The 16597-nt window shown below is 67.5% G+C and carries 15 protein-coding genes; 8 read left to right on the top strand and 7 right to left on the bottom strand.

What is annotated here, in order from left to right; all coding sequences use genetic code 11:
- Positions 1 to 155 precede the first annotated feature (155 nt).
- The 3 genes from AU188_RS20910 (at position 156) to AU188_RS20900 (ending at position 4755) form a co-directional block, all read left to right on the top strand.
- The gene (locus AU188_RS20910) at positions 156 to 1340 is read left to right on the top strand and encodes a DUF7373 family lipoprotein (RefSeq protein ID WP_059165395.1); all 1185 of its coding nucleotides are present in this window, start codon (positions 156 to 158) and stop codon (positions 1338 to 1340) included.
- A 207-nt stretch (positions 1341 to 1547) separates the two neighbouring features.
- Positions 1548 to 2747 carry a DUF7373 family lipoprotein gene (locus AU188_RS20905; protein WP_156426763.1) on the top strand — a complete coding sequence of 400 codons (1200 nt, stop codon included), beginning with the start codon at positions 1548 to 1550 and terminating at the stop codon, positions 2745 to 2747.
- Between the two features lie 40 nt (positions 2748 to 2787).
- Positions 2788 to 4755 carry a serine/threonine-protein kinase gene (locus AU188_RS20900; RefSeq protein ID WP_156426770.1) on the top strand — a complete coding sequence of 656 codons (1968 nt, stop codon included), beginning with the start codon at positions 2788 to 2790 and terminating at the stop codon, positions 4753 to 4755.
- Here AU188_RS20900 and AU188_RS25095 read toward each other — a convergent pair whose 3' ends face one another.
- Positions 4756 to 5910, bottom strand: a complete 1155-nt coding sequence (locus AU188_RS25095; RefSeq protein WP_286137599.1) for a sensor domain-containing protein — start codon at positions 5908 to 5910, stop codon at positions 4756 to 4758.
- 197 nt (positions 5911 to 6107) lie between these two features.
- On the opposite strand from AU188_RS25095, the gene AU188_RS20890 reads away from it, so the two are divergent.
- Complete coding sequence (locus AU188_RS20890; RefSeq protein WP_059165391.1) at positions 6108 to 7025, top strand: FHA domain-containing protein; 918 nt, start codon at positions 6108 to 6110, stop codon at positions 7023 to 7025.
- An 85-nt stretch (positions 7026 to 7110) separates the two neighbouring features.
- Positions 7111 to 8589: a neutral zinc metallopeptidase gene (locus tag AU188_RS20885; protein ID WP_059165390.1), complete on the top strand. Its 1479-nt coding sequence runs from the start codon at positions 7111 to 7113 to the stop codon at positions 8587 to 8589.
- A 15-nt stretch (positions 8590 to 8604) separates the two neighbouring features.
- On the opposite strand, the gene AU188_RS20880 is transcribed toward AU188_RS20885, so the two are convergent.
- The 3 genes from AU188_RS20880 to AU188_RS20870 form a co-directional block, all read right to left on the bottom strand.
- The gene (locus AU188_RS20880) at positions 8605 to 9417 is read right to left on the bottom strand and encodes a DUF427 domain-containing protein (protein ID WP_059165389.1); all 813 of its coding nucleotides are present in this window, start codon (positions 9415 to 9417) and stop codon (positions 8605 to 8607) included.
- 24 nt (positions 9418 to 9441) lie between these two features.
- Positions 9442 to 10824, bottom strand: coding sequence for an acyl-CoA dehydrogenase family protein (locus AU188_RS20875; RefSeq protein WP_059165388.1), 1383 nt, complete (start codon positions 10822 to 10824; stop codon positions 9442 to 9444).
- Between the two features lie 99 nt (positions 10825 to 10923).
- A complete protein-coding gene (locus AU188_RS20870) occupies positions 10924 to 11223 on the bottom strand; it encodes a hypothetical protein (protein ID WP_059165387.1) in 300 nt (99 codons plus the stop codon).
- Positions 11224 to 11450: 227 nt separating this feature from the next.
- Between AU188_RS20870 and AU188_RS20865 the strand changes: the two genes are divergently transcribed.
- Entirely contained in the window at positions 11451 to 11759 is a 309-nt protein-coding gene (locus tag AU188_RS20865) for a hypothetical protein (protein WP_059165386.1), read from the top strand.
- 3 nt (positions 11760 to 11762) lie between these two features.
- Here AU188_RS20865 and AU188_RS20860 read toward each other — a convergent pair whose 3' ends face one another.
- On the bottom strand, positions 11763 to 12032 hold the full coding sequence (locus AU188_RS20860; protein WP_082686726.1) for a hypothetical protein: 270 nt from the start codon (positions 12030 to 12032) through the stop codon (positions 11763 to 11765).
- A 91-nt stretch (positions 12033 to 12123) separates the two neighbouring features.
- Between AU188_RS20860 and AU188_RS20855 the strand changes: the two genes are divergently transcribed.
- Positions 12124 to 13092, top strand: coding sequence for a pirin family protein (locus AU188_RS20855; protein WP_059165384.1), 969 nt, complete (start codon positions 12124 to 12126; stop codon positions 13090 to 13092).
- On the opposite strand, the gene AU188_RS20850 is transcribed toward AU188_RS20855, so the two are convergent.
- Both AU188_RS20850 and AU188_RS20845 read right to left on the bottom strand, forming a co-directional pair.
- Positions 13073 to 15241 carry an FUSC family protein gene (locus AU188_RS20850; RefSeq protein ID WP_286137598.1) on the bottom strand — a complete coding sequence of 723 codons (2169 nt, stop codon included), beginning with the start codon at positions 15239 to 15241 and terminating at the stop codon, positions 13073 to 13075. The two genes, AU188_RS20855 and AU188_RS20850, sit on opposite strands and share 20 nt — an antisense overlap.
- Before the next feature lie 15 nt (positions 15242 to 15256).
- Complete coding sequence (locus AU188_RS20845; protein WP_059165383.1) at positions 15257 to 15823, bottom strand: TetR/AcrR family transcriptional regulator; 567 nt, start codon at positions 15821 to 15823, stop codon at positions 15257 to 15259.
- A gap of 133 nt (positions 15824 to 15956) precedes the next feature.
- Here AU188_RS20845 and AU188_RS20840 point away from each other — a divergent pair, with 133 nt between their 5' ends.
- Positions 15957 to 16592 carry a TetR/AcrR family transcriptional regulator gene (locus AU188_RS20840; RefSeq protein ID WP_059165513.1) on the top strand — a complete coding sequence of 212 codons (636 nt, stop codon included), beginning with the start codon at positions 15957 to 15959 and terminating at the stop codon, positions 16590 to 16592.
- The last annotated feature ends 5 nt before the right edge of the window (positions 16593 to 16597 follow it).

Below are 16597 nucleotides of genomic sequence, written 5' to 3'. Positions count from 1 at the left end.
GCCGGCATGGCCGCGACTCGGTGCGATCTACTGACGGGTGGAAGCAGGAGAGGAGGGCGGTGCGGCGACCAGTGGTTGGTTCGGGTCGACTGGCGGTAGCAGTCGGGTGCGTCATCGCGGTTGCAGGGTGTTCGTCGACGACACCTGGAGAAGCCGTGAAGGCATCGGATGCGGCGGATGGGGACGGTGTGGTGGCGTCCTTGCTGGACACCGGCGACTATGCGACCGCGCAGAGTCGCCCGTTCGGCGTGATGGGGGAAGGCGATCCCCAGGGCCAGCGTGTGTTGGAGGCGCATCGCATCGCCGAATTCACCGTGGGCCCGTGGGAAACCGACAAGGCGCTGCGCATGTTTCCACCAGTGCTGCGAACGGGGAGGACTGGGCCGGTCCCGACTCCGCAGCTCATGCGGGACCTCGAGGTGTTGCCGGACCCGTTGCCCGACATCGCTGCCACCCACGGTTTCATAACCGGGTTCTCGACGGTGCGGACCACCGCACCCGACGAGGAACAGCATCGTGCATTGCAGAACGTGGTGCTGCGGTTCCCCGACCCACCGGCTGCAGCGGCCGCTGCGGGCGAGATGGCCGCCAAGGCGCCTGAGATCGGTGTTGCGCCAGGGCGGCTGACACCGCTCGCAGGAACACCGGAAGCGATCGCCAAGACCTATGACATGGCCGACGGCAGCGAGCGCGTGGACAGTTTCACCCCGCTCGGCCCATATGTGTTGTACCAGTCGGCCCGCACGACCGCGAAGTTCATGGGTGTCACCGCTACCGGGTTGGTGCTAGGGATCCTCGGCATACAAAAGCGGCGTATCGACGGGTTCGTGCCAACCGAATTGGCGAAAATGGCCCAGTTGCCCACGGATCCGACCGGTCAGCTGCTAGCGCGCACGCTGTGGTCTGTTGACAACAGTGCGCCGTTCATAGTTGGGACGTGGCAGCCGCGTGGATGGCTACATTTCGAAGATGACCCCCTTGCCTCGACGGCGCTGTTCCAAACCGCCGGCGTCGACGCGGTGACGCAGCGGTTGACGACCGTGTATCAGGCCGCCAATGCCGATGGAGCGGCCCGCATCGTTGATGAGTTCTCCGAGCAGATGGGAAGCATGGGTGCAGTCCGCTCGGTCGACGGTGTACCCGGCCTTGGGTCAGCGCGCTGTTTCGAGCGGACGAACGGGTGGGTTTCGGCGAGTACGGCGATGAGCTTTCAGCGAGTCGCCTGGCATTTCAAGTGTGTTGGCAGGGTTGACCGTTACGCCTACACCGCGTTCTCTGAAGACCTGAAGGACGTTCATCAGCAGATGGCGGCCCAGTACCGCATCTTGTCGGGCAAGTGACCGCAGGTTTCTGCTGCGAGCCTGCATCCCGCGTTCGGTATACCGTCGTCGTGCCAAACTTATGCCATGTCGCACGCCCGACGCCGGAGGTGTGGTCTGCTGAGCAGTGGGTGTAGGAGAGGAGGGTCGGTGCGGCGACCAAAGGCTGGTTTGGGTCGGCTGGCGGTGGCGCTCGGGTGCGCTGTTGTGGTTGCAGGATGCTCCTCGATGACGCCAGGCAGGGCCGTGAAGGCTTCGGATGCCGCCGGCTCGGACGGTGTGGTGCCGTCCTTGTTGGACACCGGGGCGTATGCGACGGCGGCCGGCCACCCGTTCGGCGCGGTGGGCGACGATCCGGCAAGTCAGAGTTTGATGGAGGCGCATCGCATCGCCGAGTTCACCGTCGGTCCGTGGGAGGTCGACGCGGCGCTCCGTATGCTCCCGGGCGCCATGGATTCAGGCCTGATCGGGCCGGTGTCGGATCTGCAGATGATGCGGGACAACCATGTGTTGCCCGAGCCCTTGCCCGACATCGCTGCCGCACACCGCTTCATAACCGGGTTTACGACGGTGCGGATGACTGCACCGGAGTCGGGGCAGCAGCGTGGGCTGCACAACGTGGTGCTGCAGTTCCCCGACGCAGCGGCGGCCGCGGCCGCGGCAGGGGAGATGGCGGCCAAGGCGCCTGATCCAGACGGCACGCCGGGGCGCCCGACGCCGATCGCAGGGACATCGGAAGCGATCGCCAAGACTTATGACATGCCCGACGGTACCGAGCGGGTCGAGAGCTACACCGCGCACGGGCGGTACGTGCTGTACCAATCGGCCCGCACAGCGAAGATGTTCCTCGGTGCGACCGCCGGGCCGCTGGTTCAGGGCGCCCTCAACAAGCAGAAGCGGCGCATCGACGAATTCGCCCCGACCGAGCCCGCGGCGATGCCGCAGTTGCCGCTGGACCCGACCGGCCAGCTGTTGGCACGCACGCTGTGGTCCCCCGACAACAGGTCGCCGTTCATCATGGGGGTGTGGCGGCCGCGAGCCTGGCTGCATTTCGAACAAGATCCGGTGGCGTCGACGTCGCTGTTCAGCACCGCCGGTGTCGATGCAGTCACACAGCGGTTGACGACGGTGTATCAGGCGGCCAACGCCGATGGGGCCGCCCGCATCGTCGACGAATTTTCCGAGCAGATGGGCAGCATCAGTGGTGTCCGATCGGTCGAGGGTGTGCCGGGCTTTCCATCGGCGCGCTGTTTCGAGCGGGCCAAGGGCTGGATTCCGGCGACTACGCCGATGACGTGGCAGCGGGTCGTGTGGCATTTCAAGTGCGTGGCCAGTGTGGACCGCTACGCCTATACCGGGTTCTCCGTAGACCTCGAGGATGTCCATCAGCAGATCTCGGCCCAGTACCGCATCTTGTCGGGCCAGTGACCGGAGGCCATGGCAAGTGGTACTGAGCGTGGGTTCGGTAATGGGCGGTTACCGCATCGAGGCGGTGCTGGGCGCGGGTGGCATGGGCACGGTCTACAAGGCCCGAAACCCGACGCTGCCGCGAAGTGACGCACTGAAAGTCCTCTCGGAGCAGCTGTCGCAGGATCCACACTTTCGTGCCCGCTTCGAGAGGGAAGCCGAGCTGGCGGCCACCCTGGATCATCCCAACATCGTCACCGTCTACAGCCGCGGCGAAACTGATGGGCAGTTGTGGATCGCGATGCAATACGTCGCCGGCAGCGACGCCGACAAGGAGCTCAGCCAGGGGCGGATGACGCCGGCGCGGGCGGTGCACATCGTCGGCGAGGTCGCCAAGGCGCTCGACTACGCGCACCGCCGGCATCTGCTGCACCGGGACGTCAAACCGGCCAACTTCTTGCTCGCGCCCAACGACGAGCGGGTGTTCCTTGCCGACTTCGGCATCGCCCGTGCCCTTGACGAAGCGGTCGGATTGACCCAGACCGGGATGGTGATGGCCAGCGTGGCCTACGCCGCGCCCGAAAGTCTCGCCGGTGAGGCTGTCGACCACCGCGCCGACACCTATTCGCTGGGCTGTTCGCTTTACCGGATGCTCACGGGCACTTCACCTTTCTCGCGTTCGGGCGGCATGGCCGCGGTGGCGGCCGCGCATCTCACGGAGCCGCCGCCCAGGCCCACCGACGTCGCGCCCGGGTTGCCCGCCGCGATGGATGCCGTCATCGCCCGGGCGATGGCGAAGAACCCGAACGAGCGCTACCAGAGCGCGGGCGAGTTGGCTGTCGCCGCGGCCCGGGCACTCGACGAAACCACCGACGCCGTTCGGGCTGCGCCTGCGCCGTTCGCCGGCGCGCCGCCGTGGCCGAGCGAACAGACACCACCGCCGCGGCCACCTCACCACACGGGCCCTCCGATGCCCGGCGCCTACGGTGGGCCGGCATGGCCAGGCCATAGTGGCCCGACGACGGCCGGCTACGCCCCGGCGCCGCCCATCGCTGCTAGGCCGGCGTCGCGATCGCGGCTCGCGGGACGACGCAAGTGGGGGCTGATCGCGGTTGCCGCGGTCGTGGCCCTCTCCGCGGCTATCGGTGTGGGATCGCTTGCAATGCGGGAGGATTCAGCACCGTCGTACACGGCCCAGACCTTGGTGCACCAACACGGTGAAACGCAGCTGACCGCCCAGCCCGGCGCGGTCGCCGCGGTCGGGCCCGGTGACGGCGACGCGGTGTTGTCGCTGGGCGTGCAGCCGGCAGCGGTGGTGGCGCCTGGTGGCGCACTGCCCAACTGGTTGCAGCAGATGGTCAACGGTGATGTGCGGACGCTGGCGGAGGGTAGCGCAGAAGCGATCGCCGCAGCGAACCCCGATCTCATCATCGACACCGCTGAGATGGATGACGCGGCCTACGAGGCGTTGGCCGCGGTCGCGCCGACCGTGACCCGGCCGCTGAACACCACGGAGTGGACCTGGCAGAGCCAGCTCGAGTGGATCGGGCGCATTCTGGACCGCAGCGATGAGGCCAAGAAGCTACTCGACGAGGCCGCCGCCGAGCAGGCCGACCTGCGCAGCCAGCATCCGACCTTCGACGGCAAGAGCGTCGAAGTGGTCACGGTCGCCGACGACGGTGTCACGGTCGCGTTGCCCGACTCGCCCGCCGGCCGCTACCTGAGGGGATTGGGCTTCCGGTACCCGGCCGAGTTCGATCCTGCGAGCACCGGCGCTGCATTCCGGCCAGTCGCCAACCCTGAGGAGCTCAACACCACACCGACAGATGTGCGGGTTGTGGTGCGCACCGACAAAGGGGCGGGTGGCGGCAGCTACAACGGTCTGCCGCAAGCATTCTCGACCTACCGGGGAACCACGGTGATCATCGACGACCCCCAGGTCATCGACGCGCTCTCCACTCCCGGCTATGCGGCGACGAAGTTCCTCAACACCACGCTGGTGGGCGCACTTGCCCGGCAGGTGCGCTGACTACGGCGCCGGCGCGATCTTGTCGGCGATGGCGGTCGCAATCGACAACCCCGCGCTGCCCACGGTCGGCGAGCAAGCGCGTACATCGACAATCACGTTGCCGCGCACTGTCATATCGCGTTCACACTGTTGACCGGCGGTTGGCGAGTTCGTGGGGAAGAGCATTACGGTCATCACTCCCGCGGTGGTCGCGGGCACGCCGACGTCGAGTTCGGTGGAATTGCCGCCGTACTCCCACCTGACGTGAGTGGATTTGCAGGCATTCCAATCGGCAACCTGCTTGTCGTAGAACGCCTTCGCCCGCCCGGCGTCGGGGAACGAGATGACGGCCTGGGCCACCTTGTGCGACGGCTCCCGGTGGACGCCTTGAATGGCCAGCCCGGTATAGCCCGAGCCGTCGTAGGTCGCCTGGTACGCCGGAGCCCACACGCCGGTGCAGTGGGGCGGAGTGACGGATCCGGCCAGCGGCGCATGCTCCGTCGGTAGCGCAGTCATCCCTGTCGTGTTCAGGCGCTGGTTTATCTGCTCGGCCGGCAGCAGCAGGCCGGGCAGGGCATCGGGCGCGACCATCGGTGCCGGGGGGGGGGGTGGCGGCTGTGTCGGCGGCGCGGCCGTCGGGGAGGCGGGCAGGCTCGTCGTGGGACGGGCGGGCACCTGCGCCGGGCTGGTCGGCGGCCCGGCTTCGGAGGAGCCGTCGTCACCGCTGGTGACCACGATCAGCGCAATGACCAGGACGACAGCGAGGGCCGCGGCGGCGCCGATCACCCACTTGCGGTGTTCGGCGAGCCGGCTCGCCAGGCTGGGCTGCGGGCGCGGGACGACGTTTGGCGGCTGCTGATACCCAGGGGGCCAGGAACCGGGCTGTTGGTACGGCGGCGGATTACCGCCCGGCCCCGGTGGAGACGGCTGCGGATGCCCTGCGGGCTGACCTGGCCAGCCCGGGGACGGTGGCGGTGATGCCGGCGGAGGCTGCTGTGAACTAAGAAATTGTCCGGCGTCGAGGGTGTTCTCCTCGTGGAAGCCCCGCGGGGTGGCGGGCGCCGGAACAGTGGTCTCCGGGTCTTGGGGCTGCCCGCCCGCCGGTGGCTGTTGACCGGCTGGCCAGTCCGCCGTCTCCTCGCCGCGAGGCCCTTCTGCCGGGTCGTTCGGGTTCACGCTCAGTCCCCTCACCACTTGTCTCATGCGTCGAGTACGCCGGCCGTGCGGCCACGCAAATCATCGCATGAACGAGCACACCCTCAGTGCAGGAATTTTGGCCCGGCGACGGTCAGGGCGAAACGGTAGCGGGCCAGCGGAATTGCTAGCATGAGCGCTCGCCGTTGGTCAGTGCTGCGGGCGCACCGGGAGGTCTCATGAACGAGGGACGGTCCGCCGGAGCCGAAACGCGAGAAGGCGAGGCGGCGACGCTGACGGTGCACGTCGCCGGCGTCGACTACACCGCACATCCCGACGCCGGCCCTGTCACGATCGGTCGCGAGTTGCCCGCGCAGATCCGCATCGACGAGCCCGGCATCTCGCGCATGCACGTTCGCCTCGAACCGGCCGGTGACCACTGGGTGTTGACCGACACCGGAAGCCGGAACGGGACCTTCTTCGACAGGCGGCGCGTCGATTCCCTTGCGATCGACCGCGAACTCGACGTCTACTTGGGCAACCCCGACGGCATTTGCGTGCGGCTGCGTCCCTCCCTCGGTGCAGGCGCCGGGGCCGTGGTGGCGCCCGCGGCAACGGACACGTTCGCCCCGGACGTGACGGCTACGGGCACCGACGACGCCGAGCCCGACCCCGAGGAAGAGTCCACCGAGGCGATCACGCCGACCGTGCAGGTGGCGGTCGCCATCGACGCAGCCGACATCGCGCTGCGGGGTATCTACGCGCGCACGGCCATGCTGCCCATGAGCGACGACCCGCAGTTCGCTCCCGAAGCCGCCGCGTTGCTGTCCGAGCTGCGCCGCCTCGAGACGTCGCTCACCAACGCCGCGCGTAGCGCTACCGGGCGGCCCGAACTCGCGATCGCCCTCGGCGAGGTAAGGCAGGCATACACCGATCTGATGCGCCGCGCCGCACGCGCCCCCGCAGCGACTCTGGGTCAGCGTCTCTACGAAGCGCGCCACCGCTGCCAACTGACGGTGCAGGAAACCGCCAACGCCGCCGGCGTCACCGACGATGACGTCATCAACGCTGAATCCGACCTCGTGGTGCCCGGCCCGGCCGCGGCCACCCTGCAGCGGTTCGTCGACATCCTCGAGCACGGCTGGGAACCGCGATGAAGCTCCGGCGGGGCAAATTGGTGTCGGGGGAGGGGTCATGGCGCCGTTAGCATCAGATCGCAACGCCAGAGCGGAAGTAGGGGTCATGAGGCTTATCGGGCAGATGTCGCGCCGTAGGTGGCTGCCGCCGGCCTTGGTGTCGGCTGGGGTCAGTGCCCTCGTGCTCACCGGCTGCTCCACGGTCGAGGGCCAGGCGGTTTCGAGTCTCTACAACCCCAACAGCGTGGGCGGGCTGCCGGTCGTCGACGGCCCGAGCGGTCTTCGCCCTGATGCTGCCGAACCCACCGGAGAAGTCCGCTTCACCGACGACGGGCCCGTCGACCGGATGGCGCTGTCGGCGGTCAACGATCTCGTGCAGTACTGGGAGGAGCACTACAGCGAGGCGCTGGACGGAAGGTTCGAGCCGGTTGAGAACCTTGCGTCCTACGATTCCGAAGACCCGCTCGGCCCGCCGTTGTGCGGCCAGATTCTCTACCAGGAACCCAATGCTTTCTTTTGTCCCAGAAGCGACCTGATCGCCTGGGACAGAGGCGTTCTGGTACCCACCGGTCAGAAGTTCTTCGGTGACATGTCGGTCGCGGCGCTGATCGCGCATGAGTACGGCCACGCGGTGCAGAACATGGCCGATCTGGTCGACCGGACCACCCCGACGATCGTGCGCGAGCAGCAAGCCGACTGCTTCGCGGGCAGCTACACCCGCTGGGTCGCCGAGGGGTCGTCACCGCGCTTCGAGATGAGCACCGGCGATGGGCTGAACAAGGTGCTCGCCGGGGTCATCACCATCCGGGACCCGATCCTGACACCCGAGGACGCCGAGATGGTCGAGGGTGGCCACGGCACTGCGCTGGACCGCGTCAGCGCATTCCAATCAGGATTCACGGACGGGCTTTCAGCTTGCGCGGCAATCGATCTCGACTCTGTCGAGCAGAGTCGAGCGGATCTGCCGATCATGCTCGACGTCGATGACAGCGGTGCCCTGCAGACCGGTGAGACGGCGCTCGACGAGGCACTGGTCAAGACCGTGATCGAGGCCCTCAATTTGCAGTTCAAGCCCGCGCAGCCGCCGACGCTGTCGATGCAGCCCGGACAGTCATGCGGCGATGCCAAGGTGACCGAGCCGACGTCGTACTGCCCTGAGAACAACACGATTTCGGTCGATCTGCCGGGGCTGCAGGCTCTGGGCACCCAGGCGGGAACCGAGGAGGGTGTGCTCGTGCAGGGGGACAACACCGCAATCTCGGTGCTCACGTCGCGTTACATGCTTGCGCTGCAACATCAACGGCAAGCAGAGCTCGATTCGGCTGCGGCGGCACTGCGCACCGCATGCCTGACCGGGGTTGGTCAACGCGGCATGGTCTCGGAGGTGAAGTTGCCGTCGGGCAACTCCATCGTGTTGACCGCCGGTGACCTCGATGAGGCCGTTGCCGGCTTGCTCAATAACGGCCTGGCGGCCAGTGACGTCAACGGCAACACCGTCGCGGCCGGCTTCACCCGCATCATGGCGTTCCGCTCAGGTTTGGTGAATCCCGACACCGACGCGTGCTTCACTCGCTTCCCTGAGTAGACAGCGTCTGCGGCGCTAACTCCATTGCGTCGCCGGGCGGTCGCGGCGAACGCCGTCGACGGTGACGTCGACTCGTTCGTCGAAGAAGCAGATCCGGTCACGCACCCGCGCACCGTCCGGCAGCGGATCGGGGTAGGTCCACGCCACATCGCGAGGCCCGTCGGGCACCGAAAAGTAGGACGCCCGGCCCTTATACGCGCAGTAGCTGACCGCGTCGCTGTCGGCGAGGTCGGCGAGTACGTCATCGCGCGGCAGGTAGAACCGCACCGGTAGGTGGGTTTCGAACAGCAGCAGCGGGCGGTTCGACTCGGCGAGCAGGTGTCCATCGGATTCGATGCGGACGTGCCGTCCGCTGGCCAGCACGTCGATGCGGTGGAACGGATCGTGCGGATGGCCGACGATCGGCTCATCCTCTTCCAGCCATTCGAAGGCGCCGAACTCCAGAACCACATAGTCGGCCAGGTCGGCGTCGTCAGGCTGGAAGGCCGCCGCCGGCGCCGTCTCCTCGCCGGCGATCACATCGAACTCGGCGCCGGGACACGTGTGAGCGCCGAACGGAACTGTCGGATCCAGCACCGCACGGTCGGACCCGGGGCGATCGAGATCGTCGTCGCCGGACTCGGCGCCCGCTGGCGCCAGTCGCTCGACCAGGTCGGACACCGGAACCGCGTAGGTCGGCACGATTCGGCGCGGCTCCCACACGAGAAGGGCGGAACCGGTGTCGACGAGCGGTTCACCGGCCAGGCTGACGCGGATCCGCTTGGGTGTCGGTTCGTATCGCAGGGCGTCGAGGCTCCCGCGCAGCAGTTCGGCCATCCTGACGCCCATTTCGGGATACCCCCTGTCCGCGAATCACTTTCGAGGCGGGCGCAACACGTTCATCGCCAACCGCATTATCGGCGCAGGCACCCGATCCTTGGCGGCGAGCGCGGCGTCGGCGGCGCGTCCGCGTAGCGGCGTGCCGCGGCCGAAGACGCGATTGATCGGCCCGCCGGTGGGTTCGAGGTCGAAATGCAGCGGCGGCTTGCCGTCGGCGGCGCCGAGCGCATTGGATATCACGATGCGTTGAATCTCGCTGGTGCCCTCGAAGATGGTGTACAACTTGGCGTCCCGATACCACTTCTCGACGGGATGGTCGGTGATGTAGCCCCAGCCGCCCATCGTCTGGATGGCGCGTTCGGTGGCGCGGACCGCGACCTCGCTGGCGGCCAGCTTGCACATCGACCCCTCGCCGCGTTCGAACGGCACGCCACTCGCGGCCATCCAGGACGCGCGCCAGGTCAGCAGGCGGGCGGCGTCGAGCCCGGTCGCCAGTTCGGCGAGCGGAAACGCGATGCCCTGGTTGTCGATGATGGGCGCACCGAACGCTTCCCGCCGGTTGGCATACTCCGTCGCGTATTCCAGTGCAGCCCTGGCAATCCCGAGCGCTTGCGCGGCGACCATCGGACGCGTCTGCTCGAAGGTGCCCAGCGTCGCCGAACCGGAGTGCTGCCCACCTTCGACGGCCTCGCGCGCCTTGGCGAGTTTGTGGTCGAGTTTTTCCTGACCGCCGAGCAGGTTGGCGGCCGGCACCCGGACGCCGTTGAACTTCAACTCCGCGGTATGCGATGCGCGGCAGCCGAGTTTGTCGAGCTTGCGCACCATCTCAAGACCGGGCGTGCCGCCGGGCACGATGAACAGCGCCTGTCCCTTGTGCCCGAGTTGTTCGTCGACGACGGCGTTGACCACGTGCACGTCGGCGATACCGCCGTTGCCGATCCACATCTTGTGGCCGTCGATGATCCAATCGTCACCGTCGCGCTGCGCGCGGGTGCGCAGGTTGCGAACGTCGCTGCCGCCCTCGGGTTCGGAGATCGCCAACGCGGCCAGCTTCAGGTCGCCGGGTGTGCCGAAGCATTCGGGCGCCCACTCCAGCATCTGTTCCGGAGACGCGGCCTGCCCGATCGCGGACAGCGCGAGCGCGGGCATCACCACCGCCAGTCCGATCCCGGCGCATCCCCAGAACAACTCCTCCATGAACATCGGCAGCGACAGCCCCGTCGGATCCCCGATGAGGTCCCGATAGAACAAGGGGCTGTAGAACCCCCGAGCAGCCGCTTCTTCCAAGACCGGCCAGGGGAACTCCTGACGCCGGTCGTACTCGAGGGCAACCGGACGGATGCACTGCTCGGCGAACTCGTGTGTCCGTTGCGCGAGGTCGTGCTGGGCGGCGGTGGGCGTGAGGTCGAAGGCCACGTCAGTCTGTTAGCCAGCGGAGGGCGTCGCGAAACACTTGTTCGCCAACATGAAGGCCCCCGGATGCCGTGGCATCCGGGGGCCTGTCTGGCGGACGAACTACTTGATGTCTACATAGACGGTCTTGTTGATCACCCGGGTGGCGCGGTCACCACCGACGCCGAGGCTGTTTGTCTCGGTGTAGGTCTGACCGGGGCGCACCGCCACGACGCTCGCCTTGTCCAGCGGGGCATTGCCGATGCGGTTCACGATCACGTTGTAGCCCTGCGATTCGAGTTCACTGATGGTCTGCTGCGCGTTTCCCGGTCCGGACGGAGCAGCCTGGACAGGCGCTGCCAGTCCGATCAGAGCGGCGGCGAAGGCGCTGGCGGCGACGGTGGCGATCCCAAACTTCTTCATTTCGGACCCTTCTTCTCTCGTGCGTTTGGTATCCGAGCCGTGGCATGTGTCGCGGTTCGTAGCTGCAGCTGATCTTGGAAACCACGTGGTCAACGCTTTTAATTCCGATGGCAGAAATTGGTTGCCGGATGGCAGCAATCCTGCTGCGGGACAGCCGATCGCCGATGTTCGGGCGGCCGAATACAGTCAGGGTCCGCCCGCCACGGCTTCGAACGTATGATCGAGCGGTGGGCGAGTTGAAGGGCATCGGATACAACGGCCAGCCCGTTGCGCACGCGTTCCGCCGCGTCGACCCGCCGATCACCGTCCTGATAGATCTTGCCGCGGTGTTCCCGCGCGAGCCGCATGCCGTCGGCGGTTACAACCCGGCGGGGCTGCAGATGCACGCCGTCGTCGACGGGCGACTCACGTGCTGGGGCTTGTGCGAGCAGGGCCACTGGTGGGGCCTGGTCACCTACGAGATCGCCTACGGCACGCGCCGTAAGGCCGTGACGCATTGGATCCCGGCATGGACCCTCAAGCCCAAGTCCGAGTGATGGCTAGCAGGCCGCCTGGCCCAGGCGCCGCTGCGCCTCTCCCGGTGAAATCCGCAGTCGTCTGGCCACATCCTTGGCCGACGAACCGCCGACGGCGAGTAGCCGTCCCAACAGCCGCCGGTCGAGCGCTGCGCGTTGGTGGTCCAGTCGGTCCAGTCGCTCGATCAGCGCGTAGAGATCGGTGCGCGACAAATCGTCCAACCGCAGGGCCGCTACCTGCTTGTAGGCGGACTCGAGCGCGGTGAGCACGTCGGTAACCTGTTTCGAACGCATGTACGAATGGTAACTCCGCGCGGTGACGCCTGCGGAAAGTCATTTGCGGACACCGGGGAATGTATCGGACCGCGGTCCGGTTATTTCACGCATGCCTGCCATCACAGCCGATACCCTCACCCTCCCACGCATCGCCGCCCCCGCCCCGGCGGACACCGAACGCCCCGTGCGGTCGATCACCACCGGCCCGCGGGGCTTCGAAGGCGAAGGCTTCCCGGTGGTGCGCGCCTTCGCCGGCGTCGCCGCCGCCGATCTCGACCCGTTCGTGCACATGGACCAGATGGGCGAGGTCGAGTACGAACCCGGAGAACCGCGCGGCACCGACTGGCATCCGCACCGCGGGTTCGAGACCGTCACCTACATGATCGACGGCCGCTTCGCTCACCAGGACTCCCACGGCGGCGGCGGACTGATCACCGACGGCGCCACCCAGTGGATGACCGCCGGTTCGGGCATCCTGCACATCGAGACACCGCCCGCCGAACTCGTCGAGCGTGGCGGCGTATTCCACGGCATCCAGTTGTGGGTGAACCTGCCCCGCACGGACAAGTTCGCCACCCCGAGGTACCAGGCCATCGAGGGCAACGAGGTGAAGCTGTTGTCGTCGGACGACGGCGGCGCGTTGCTGCGCATCATCGCCGGCGACGTCGACGGTCACGTCGGCCCCGGAGCCACGCATACCCCGATCACATTGGCGCACGCGACTATTCAGCCCGGCGCGCTACTCGACATGCCCTGGAACCGCGAATTCAACGCGCTCGTATACATCCTGTCCGGACAGGGGACGGTGGGTCCGGTGGCGCACCCCATCCGTCAGGGACAGCTCGCGGTGCTCGGGCCCGGCGACCGGATCACCGTTGCGGCACAGCCGAAACAGGACGCCCACCGGCCCGCCCTCGAGGTGCTGATCCTCGGCGGCAGGCCGATTCGGGAACCGGTGTACCAATACGGGCCGTTCGTGATGAACAGCAAGGCCGAGCTCGTCCAGGCGCTGGAGGATTACCAGGCCGGCAAGTTCGGAACCATCCCACCGAACGCCCTCATGCCGCATCGCCCTTAGTCGCATCGGCCGAGGCGGCCTTCGGGTACAGCAACTCCAATTCGCCGAGATGAGCCGCGACCGTCACCAGCGGCAGCGCCGCAGCGACGGCGAGGTCGTCGCCGGTCGCCTCGGCGCGCAGTGATCTCACGAAGTCGTCGCTGATCGCGGGCGGCGAATCGGCTTTGCCGCCGGTGACTCTCGCGCAGATCGCCTCGGCGTGTGCCTCCAGCACCGTGCGGGTGCGGGAGTAGACCCCGTACGGCGGGGGCACGACGTCGGCGATCTGTTCGGCGGCGGCCCGCAGCCTGATCGCGCGGTTGGCCGACCGGACCGCCGGCCCGCGGATGTCGGTGGGGCCGCTGCTCTCCGAAAGGAACTGCCGAACCGCATCGTCCACGGTCCGCGACGCCTCGAGGGCATCGTGGCTCAGCGTGATCACCCGGTTGGCGGCGTCTTCGGATGCACCGCGCGTCACTCGCAGCACCGCCGCCTTGAGGAACGTCGCACCGACGGCGAACGCGTCATCGATGGCACGCGACAGCCGCGCACGTGCGCCGCGCGGCCACAACAGAATCGACACCATCACGCCCACCACGGCACCGACCGCAACGTCCTCAACGCGAACCAACCCGACGCTCCAACCCGTCGGCGCGATGAGGTTGAAGATGATCAGCACCATCATCGTGAACGCGGCCTGACCGGCGATGAACGACGCCACCTCCGGCACGAAAGCCGAACCGAACGCGACCACCGGGAGAAGCCCCCACATGACCACCGGTTCGACGCCGACCAGTTCGATGAGCCCGACACCCAACAAGAACCCGATCGCGGTGCCGGCCACCGCGCGCAGCACCCGGGTGCCGGTGGTCAGCGCGCTGCTGCGCAACACCGACATCGCGCCCAGAACCACCCAGAAGCCATGCTCGAGGGGAAACAGGTGGGTGACGGCGACGGCCATCGCCAAGCCGAGACCGGTACGAAGGCTGTTGCGTAACACCACCGCTCGAGTGGCGAGAAACCCGCGAGTGATGGCGGCGACGGCCGTCGTCTCGGGCATCACCCAGTCCGCGGTGCCGGTCTTCGGTAGCCGACGACCCAGGACCCGCGCCCACACCGGACGTGCGTCGGCTTCGGCAGCGTTGCGGATGACGCGTCCGGTCACGCCGACGGTGGCCGAGAACGTGCGACGGCCCAGCAACTCTCGGCCGACGTCGACGGCGGCTGCGTCGCTCGGGGAAGCGAGGATCTCGAGGATGTCCTCGCGGTAGCGGCCTTGCGCGATGGTGCGCAGTGCCGCCAGCGCCTCGTTGAGATCGGCGCTACGGGCGCTGCGTCCGGCGGGGTAGGAAATCCGCAGCACCGCAGCGCAATCCCGCAGCACCCGGATCAGTGGGTCCCTCATGTCGCCGAGCAGCCGCCCTGTGTCGTCGGTGATCCGGTCGGCCAGCCAGCCGAGGTCGTCGACCACCCGAACGAGTGCACGGCTGCCTGCCGTCAGGGCGACCGGACGAAAGTCGGCGCTGAGGAACGTTTCCCACAGCTGGTTCATCGCACGGGTCGCCTCCCTCGCAGGCACGGTGCCCGCCAGAGAGTCGGCCAGCCGGTTGCACACCCTCGCCGCGTCACCACGCAACTCGTCGTGGTGGCGTGGCGGCAGCAGGAACAGCGCAGCCGGCACGCAGACGGCCAGCGCGATGAGCCAGCCGAGCAGCCGGTCCGGAATGGGGCCGACGGGCGTACAGGCCGGCAGCACGAAGGTCAGCAGCGTGGCGCGCTGCCCGGCGGCGATGATCTCGCTGAGCACACCGGAGAACGTCACCACCACCCCGAGAACGAACATCGCCGCGACGCTCAGCCACGGATACGGTGAGACCAACGTGCCCAGCGTGATCAGGGCGGCGCCATTGAAGGCCAGCCCGCCGTAAGCCAGTGCGCGGGCCGGTCGGTTGCCGGGAAAGTCCACCAGGATCAGCAGCGCGACGGAACCGAAGATCGTGAACATCGGCGTCTGCGAGCCGCCGCCGACCGCGAAGCTCACCGCCGCGGCGATCGGCAGCACGATGGCCGCCCGCGTCGCGCGCCGCAGCGCGTCGAACTCGGGGTCGCGCCGCCGGATGCGGTTCACCACACGGCGACGTACGGGGGTGACGACGTCAATGAGCGACACCCGATACCCCCGGGGCTACTCGGCGTCGGGAACCGACTCGAAGCGCCCCGAGTCGAGCGCATCGATCAGCTGCTCGGCGATCCACCGCATTGCCGAGGCGTCGCGCGGCAGCGTCGCCTGCTCATAGCCGACCAACAGGTACACCGCCCAGGCCGCGAACGCCTCCGCCTGTCGCTTGTGCTGCAGAACCTCGAACGCCGCCTCATACATGACGTCGAAGCGTTGTTGATCGACCGCGACCTGCACCGCACGCACATGCGGATCCAGCGAACTCCACACCCGGATGGCGGCCTCTGCGCCGTGGGGCAGTTCGCGGCCGGTCTGGATCAGCGCGTCGATGCGGCGCCGCGGGTCGGGTTCGGCACGCACTGCTTCGATCACCCGCACGGTGCGGACCTGCGTCCAGTGTGAGAGCAGTTCCTTGGTGTAGGCGGGCCAGTTCGGGAAGTAGTGGTAGAACGAGCCGGTGGTGACGCCAAGGCGCTGACAGACCTCGGCCAGCTTCAAGCCGCCGTACCCGAGATTGGCGAGGATGTCGAGGCCGGTCTCGAAGTAGCCCTCCCGCGATACCACGCCCGTCATGGGACGCGACACTAGTTCTTCGCCAGCCGAGTTCTCTACGGCAGACTCTTCCGGTCGATTGCTGGAATGACCGGCTGGCAACCGCTGACAGGCAGTGTCGGAGGACCCAAGTGACGTGTGGCACAATTTGACCGTGCCGCATACGGCGAGTAGAGGTCCGGGCCGCCCCCCCGCAGCGAAGGCGGCTGAGACACGGGAGCGCATCTTACAAGCCGCTCGCGAGGTTTTCAGCGAACTCGGCTACGACGCTGCGACCTTTCAGGCGATCGCCGTCCGCGCGGATTTGACGCGTCCTGCGATCAATCATTACTTCGCGAGCAAGCAGGTGTTGTGGCGGCAAGTCGTCGAGCAGACCAACGCCGCGATCGTCAGCGCCGGCAGGGCGCGTGCTGAAGGCGAGACGAACCTGCTCAGCCGGTTGTCTGCATACTTCACCGCTGCGATGCAGTCGGACTCCGAAGATCGTTCAGCAGCAGCGTTTTTGGTGACATCGGTGCTGGAGGCCCAGCGCCATCCCGAACTCAGCGACGACGAGCACGACTCGCTCAAGCATTCACGCGAGTTCGTCGCGTGGGCGGTCAACGATGCGATCAAGCGCGGCGAGCTCACCACCGACACCGAAGTCGACTCGCTCGTCGAGATGCTGGTCGCGGTGATGTGGGGGATGGGTTTCTACGCGGGCTTCGTCGGCACCCACGACGAGCTGAAAGCGGTGGTGCAGCAGTTCGAGCTGCTGATGGCCAACAACCTCTGGCGACTCGAGGGCTGAGCGGC

This window comes from Mycobacterium sp. IS-3022 (genome assembly GCF_001500065.1).
In the GTDB taxonomy this organism is placed as follows: Bacteria; Actinomycetota; Actinomycetes; order Mycobacteriales; family Mycobacteriaceae; genus Mycobacterium.
Note: the sequence above shows the minus strand (reverse complement) of the source record. Positions and strands in the feature narration are given on the sequence as shown.